The 6,426-nt window shown below is 69.4% G+C and carries 4 protein-coding genes; all 4 read right to left on the bottom strand.

The window, feature by feature from the left end; genetic code table 11:
• Nucleotides 1-231: 231 nt before the first annotated feature.
• Complete coding sequence (locus LLH23_07055; protein ID MCE5238235.1) at nucleotides 232-1,065, bottom strand: sugar phosphate isomerase/epimerase; 834 nt, start codon at nucleotides 1,063-1,065, stop codon at nucleotides 232-234.
• Between the two features lie 209 nt (nucleotides 1,066-1,274).
• A complete protein-coding gene (locus LLH23_07050) occupies nucleotides 1,275-2,243 on the bottom strand; it encodes a hypothetical protein (GenBank protein ID MCE5238234.1) in 969 nt (322 codons plus the stop codon).
• On the bottom strand, nucleotides 2,233-3,330 hold the full coding sequence (locus LLH23_07045) for a glycoside hydrolase (protein ID MCE5238233.1): 1,098 nt from the start codon (nucleotides 3,328-3,330) through the stop codon (nucleotides 2,233-2,235). Before LLH23_07045 ends, LLH23_07050 begins: the two co-directional genes overlap by 11 nt.
• 58 nt (nucleotides 3,331-3,388) lie before the next feature.
• Entirely contained in the window at nucleotides 3,389-6,262 is a 2,874-nt protein-coding gene (locus LLH23_07040) for a hypothetical protein (GenBank protein ID MCE5238232.1), read from the bottom strand.
• Nucleotides 6,263-6,426 lie beyond the last annotated feature (164 nt).

Genomic DNA, 6,426 nt, shown 5'->3' with positions numbered 1-6,426 from the left:
GGCCGCCCGCCACCCCCACGCCTGAGGAAACAAAGGGGGGCACGGGCTTCCCGGGCGCTGAAGCGTCCGGCTGTAGGGCCTGCGGCCGACCGTCCTGCGGACGGTCCCACCACCGACACCACCAAGGACCAGGGCATTCGCCCCAGGCCGCCATCCGCACGGCCAGGAAGCCTGGCCGTGGCACCCACTGTCAGCCGCGCCCGCCGTTCACTTGCCACTTGCCACTCGCCACTACCCGCCCTGGGCCTCGGCCTGCACGCCTTGCAGGTATGCCAGGCCCTCGCGCGTGGCCTGGCAGTGGTCCTCCGGCCCCTCGTACTCGAAGGCGAGGTAGCCGTTGTAGCCCTGCTTGACCAGTTCGGCGAAGATCGGCGGGTGGTTGATGAGACCGCGGCCGTGCTTACCGCCGCGGAAGGGGCGGCCGTCCGGCAGCTTGCGGGAGCCGTTCGGATCAATCTCCCAGTCCTTGATGTGCGCGTTCACCACATGGTCGCCGAGCGTCTGCAACGCCGTCAGCGGGTCGTCGCCGCCGAGCAGGAAGTTGCCGTTGTCATAGGTGAGCTTTAGGCCCGGGACGGCAGCGAACATCCACTGCAAGTCGGCGATGCTGCAGTACGGCGTCAGCGGGTTGGGGAAGTCCTCCAACGTCACGGCGATGCCGGCGGCGTTGGCATACGGCATGACCAGATTGAGGCCCTCGGCGATGCGGTGGCGGGCGCGCTCCTTGTCCGCTTCGTCCAGGGCGGGGCCGGGCAGCAGCATGATGACGGGGCAGTCCATCGCGACGGCCCAGTCCACGTACTGCTTGGCCAGGTCCACGCCGGCCTGGAACTCGGCGTCATCGGCGCTGGTCATCGGGCAGCCGCCGTTGATGCACGAGACGGCGAGACCGCGGTCGGCGCACATGGCGCCGAAGTCGGCGGGCGACATGTCGGTCAGGTGCCCGGCCGACAGCTCCAGCGCAGCGAAGCCGAGGTCGGCCGCGAAGTCCGCGATGGCCGTGACATGGGGCAGCCCACCGGGCTGGCCGGGTCCGACGGTGTACGTCATCAGTGAGAATTGCATCTTTGCCTCCGGTATGGATGTGAGGGCGGGGTGTCAGCGAAGCTGACAGGGACCCCGCCGTCCGCTACGGCAACGTCACGTCCGCCAGCGTGCGGCCAGACGGGCCGGTGTCACACGGGCCGGTGAGTTCAAGGTACAGGAACTTGCCGCCACAGGCAAGACGGCTGGCGCGCTTCAGGGAGACACGCTCGGCCCCGCAGCGCCGTTGATCAGGCCGGTGGCGCGTCGTCCGGCGGGCGGTGTCGCCCCCAGACCACCAGGGCAGCGGCGAGGCCCGGCACCGCCGGCCAGAACGTGCGGGCCTCATGGATGATGTTCAGCTTCACCTCGAGCCCGAACAGCAGCGCCGCGTACGCCGCCAGGGCCCCCCACACGGCCGCCGGGACGCGGCGACGGCATGGCAACAGCACCGCCAGCGGCGGGCCGGCCAGGAGCAGGTGCACCACCGCGGCCCGGGGTAGCTTGGAGATCCAGTCGGCGGCGCCCAGGATGCCCTCGGGGCTCATGCGATGGGGCCCCAGAACCAGGCGGTAGAGCACCGGCACAGCCAGGGATGTCACCACCGCGACCGCGGCCAGCGTGAGGCCCCGACGCCACCGGCCCTCCAGACCATAGCGCACTGCCAGCGCCGGGGCGAGCAGCGTCTGCTTGATTGAGAACAGGCCGGCGACCACGCAGATGAGCCACAGGCTGCGCGGCCGGTCGCGCGCCATCAGGGCCAGTCCCCAGGCCAGTGCCCCAAGGGCGAACATGTCCGACGGGTGGTGGTAGCTGAACGGGATCATGCCCCAGGCATACACTGCCCCGGCCAGTAGGCCCAGCGTCACCGCCCGGGTGTCGTCGTACACCGCGTTGAGCCAGGACCACAGGCCAACCAGGGCCGCCACGTAGCCCAGCAGGGCGCAGCCGATGAAGACGGTCAGCAGGGGAATGCCGGTAGCGTCATGCACGGCCTGCGTCGCGACGGTCACCAGGTACATGTCGTACTGGTAGTACAGCGGCGCGCGGTTGGTCAGCACGCGCTCGTGCATGTACATCCGCTCGCCCATGTAGGGGACGAGGCAGACGCGAACGCTGACCGCGGTCACCGCGACCGCCAGCGCCAACGCCAGCAGCGCCGTCAGGACCGCGCGGCGTCGGCCCGGCCGCGTTGGAGGCGTGTCCGGGCTACTTGCCATAGAACCAGTCCACGCCGAGCCGCGCCAGGCGCAGCCCGTCGCGGCAGTGATAGCCGACAAGCACCGTGCCATCGGCCAGGAACTCGACGGCCTGGTAGCCGAAGTCGTCCTCGGGGTTGCTCGCGATGTTCCGCTGGCTCACGAAGGTCTGTCCCTCATCCTTCGAGACGGCCGCGGTCAACGTGCAGCGCCGGTGGACCTGCGGCTTCACCTTGTCCTGCGAGCGTTCGGAGATCCAGATGAACAGGAGGTCGCCGGTCGAGGGGATCCGGCGCACCGTGGGCAACCCCGCGTAGGGCATCTTGATGTCCTTGCGCGGCGTCGGCGGGCCCCACGTAGCGCCCTTGTCCTCGGAGTAGGCGAAGACCGGCCAGCCGCTGTAGGTGCGGGCGAACATGAGCAGGCGCCCGTCCTTCAGCTCTACGGCGTCGGCCTCCTGCACCTCGGTCTTGTCCGAGCCGTACAGGTCCACAGTGTTGACGCTGGGGTGCCAGCTCACGCCGTTGTCGTCCGAGTAGAACGTCATGCCGACGAAGCCGGAGTGGTCGTCGCTACTGGGCAGGTACATCTTGTACTCGGCCACCGCCAGCAGGCGGCCGGTCGAGAGGATGCTCAGCCGGTCATTGTGTACCAGCACATAGCCCGGGTAAGGCGTGTAGCAGTACTGGTCGCTCCAGGTCTGGCCCTCGTCGGTGGAGAGGCGGAAGTAGTTCGTGGCGACATACGGCGTGGCGGGGTGGGTGCTGTGGATGTACGTGGCCATGATGGCCCCGGACGGCAGGCGCAGGAACGAGGGATGGCAGATGTAGCTCTTCACCTGCGGCGGCGGGGCCTTCACGAGCACCTGCGGCGCCCCCCATGTCCGGCCCTGGTCGGCGGAGCGGATCACCTTGATGTCGCCGTCGGTGTACGAGAAGAGAAGCGAGCCATCCCTAAGCTGGATGAAGTCACCCATCATGCCCCGGTAGCCGTGGTCACCCCGGGGCTTGTTCACGAGGGGGATGTCCTCGCAGAGGGCCTCGGCCGAAGCCGTGGTCAGCAGGCACAACACCAGCAGCAAGACGACGGCGATGGTCAGGTATGGCATAGGTCAGCTCCCTTCATGTTCCGCTGTCGCGTGGGGCGGGACATCCTGGCCCACGCGGCTACTTCCCGGCTTCCGCCTTCACGTCGTCGGCCGTCAGCGCCCGGCCCCAGATCTTGACCTCGTCCATCAGGCCCTGATACCAGCAGGGCTCGTGCACCAGGTTCACGCCGGCCCAGGCCTCGCGGCCGATGACCAGCGGCTCCATGTTCATCACGCGTTCTGCGGCGTTCTCCTTCGTCGCGACCTGCTGGCCGTTGACGTAGATCGTCACACCCTTGCCCTGTTCGACCACGGCGGCGACGTGGCTCCACTCGCCCGCCTTGACCGCTGCCGGGGAGCGGAAGTTGTATGACCACTTGCCGCTGGTATCGCAGGCCTCGAAGTCAATCGTGCCATCCCACAGGGACAGCACGTAGGGCGCGGCTGCCCCCGCGAAGCGCTTGCCGATCAGGCCGTGGCGGCCCTTGATCGTGTCGGGCTTGAGCCACAGCGCGAGCGTGACGTTCGCCAGGTTGAACAGCTCGCGCTCGCTGCTGGTGAGCCAGCTCTGCCCGTCGAAGACCCCGGCCTGGCCCGCGTGCCCCGGCGCGAGGGCCAGCTTGCCGCTGATGGCCAGGGGGAAGCCGTGGCCGGTGTCATCCGGGACGCCCTGAGGGCTGAGCTGGTCGAACGACCAGCGGGCCAGCGGCCCCGGGTCGGCCAGGAGCTTCTCCCGGCGCTCCTGCGCGGCCTTCAGCATCGCCACCTCATCACGCAGCGGCTCGACCACGCGTGTGCAGCGGTTGTCGCGCAGGAAGACGCCCGAGGCCGCCCGACGCACAAAGACGCCGATCTGCGAGTCGGAGATGTCGTTTTGCTCGACCACGACCTCCTGCACGACAGGCTTGGCGTAGCCCGGGTTGTACGGGTCCGTGCCCCCGACGGCAATGTGGGCGTTGTTCAGCAGGCGGTTGTGGCGCACGATGCAGGCGTAGGTCAACGGGTCGGGCACGTCGGGGCTCTTGGGCAGGGCGAAGACGCCCAGGTGCGCATCGCCTGAGAGCATGTAGTTGTCATGGCCGGCGCTGTAGGCGTTGCCCTCGGTGATCTCGTTGCCGAGCCACTGGATGTACCAACTGGGCTGGAGGCCGTGGTAGTTCATCCCGAAGTTGTGGTAGCCGGCGCTGCGCGCGGTGGTGTTGCCGGCGCAGATGTGCTCCAGGGCGCTGCCATAGAGCTGGATGGAGATGCCCACATCGCTGAAGCTGTTGTCCAGCAGCAGCCACTGGCGCAGCAGCCAGACAACGGTCACGATGGACGTGTTGTCGGGGGCGATGTCCCAGGGCCGGTCCAGCTCGATCTTGTCGCCATCATAGCCCACCGCCCGGCGCCACTGGCCCCGCCCCCGGCCGTTGAGGATGAACACCCCGGAGCCGATCCAGCGCTTGTCGGGCGTCTTGATCGCCTCGGGCAGCGTCAGCGTTGTGCCCGCGCACGAGGCGATGGGGCCGTAGTACAGCCCGCCGGAGGCGTCGGAGGTGATGGACTCGCGGTCGCCGCCGTGCTCCATGACGAAGCTGTTGCGGGCCAGGTAGAGATGGGACAGGTTGCCATAGCCCAAGCCCCCCGCGGCGCCCCAGCTCATCAGGTCCATGCCCACGTACTTGTTGTCCGCCAGGATGATGCCCTCGCCGCCGAAGATGCCGCTGCCGCCCCAGCGGCCCGCGCCCAGGATATTGCGCTCGATGGCGGCGCCGCGCGGGGCGGTCAGCGAGTAGATGCAACTGGCGGAGTACAGGTCGCAGTCGGTGATGCTGATGTTCCGCCCGCCGAGCCGGAAGAGCCAGTACCCGCCCCCGAAGCCCACCTTCATGCCCTCCCGCCAGCGCTTGTCCACCTCCTCGGGCTTCATGTGCCCGCGGAAGACATTGGCGCGGATGCGGACCTGGCGGATGAACACATCGCCGGCGTCCGGGCCGGTGGTGTCGGCGACCAGAAAGGTCCGGTAGTTGCTGCAGTAGAGTGTGAGCTGCTCCAGGCCGAAGGAGTTCGTCCCCTGCAAGAGTGCCGGTGGCGGCGTGTCCATGTCGGGCCAGAAGATGTTGACCAGGTCCTCGCCCTCGCCGCGCAAGACGGTGCAGCGCGGGATGGTCAGGGTCTGCCGCACCTGGTAGCGGCCGCGCGGGAAGAGCACGACCCCGCCGCCGGCCTGGCCGGCCGCATCCAGGGCGGCCTGGATCGCCGCAGTGTCGTCAGTGGTCCCGTCACCGGCCGCGCCCTGGTCGCGCACATTGAACACCCGCGCGGGCCAGACGGGACGCTTCTCGATCGTGACGGGCAGGGCGGCGCTCCAGCCGACGCTGCCGCCCAGGCCACCGTGTACGCTGACCTGGTACGAGCCCGGCGCGAGCGTCGTCGGCAGGGCGCAGGTCAGGGTGTAGGCATCGCCAGTGGGCGTCAGCGACAGCGTCTGCGGCCCACGCAAGAGGACAGTGGGCTTGGTCGCGCCTTTCCACAGCAGGTTCTTGCCGAACAGGCGCAGCTTCCCGCCGGGGCTGGCCGCCAGGCCCAGGTCGCCCTGCGCCCACCACAGCGCCGGGCCGTTGAGCAGTTGCGTGACGGCCCCGTCCGCGCCGGTGAGGCGCACGGCGAACAGACCGGGCTTGAGGGCGGCGGGGAGAGTGAACTTGACGGCGGTGTCACCGGGCTGGAGGGCCGGGACGGCCTGGCCGCCGCCGCTCCACCCGAGAGGGACGGTCGCGGGCCGCCCGGCCGGGCCGTCGGGGAGGCGCTTGATCTCGACCTTGGGGCTGTCGCCAAAGCCGCCGCCGGCGAGCAGCGCCGTCTCGCCGGGGGCGATGGGGTCGCTCGCCCAGAAGATGCAGGGGGCACAGTGGGCGGCCGTGGCAGCGAGCAACGCAGTGAGCCCCACGATCAGCAGCGGCGTTTTCATGGCGGTGTTGTCTCCAGCGATCCGGCGGCCCCTTCGGGGCGCGCCCGAGTTCATGCGCGTGTGCCCCACGGGCTCACGCCCGTGGCTACGCACGACGGCGCCTTCGGCGCGGACGACCCCGAAGGGGTCCGCGTGTGTAGCCATGGGCGGCAGCCCATGGACCC

It is taken from the genome of bacterium (genome assembly GCA_021372615.1).
Classification (GTDB): Bacteria; Armatimonadota; Zipacnadia; order Zipacnadales; family UBA11051; genus JAJFUB01.
The sequence above is the reverse complement of the archived record's forward strand: the minus strand, read 5'-3'. Positions and strand labels throughout refer to the sequence as shown.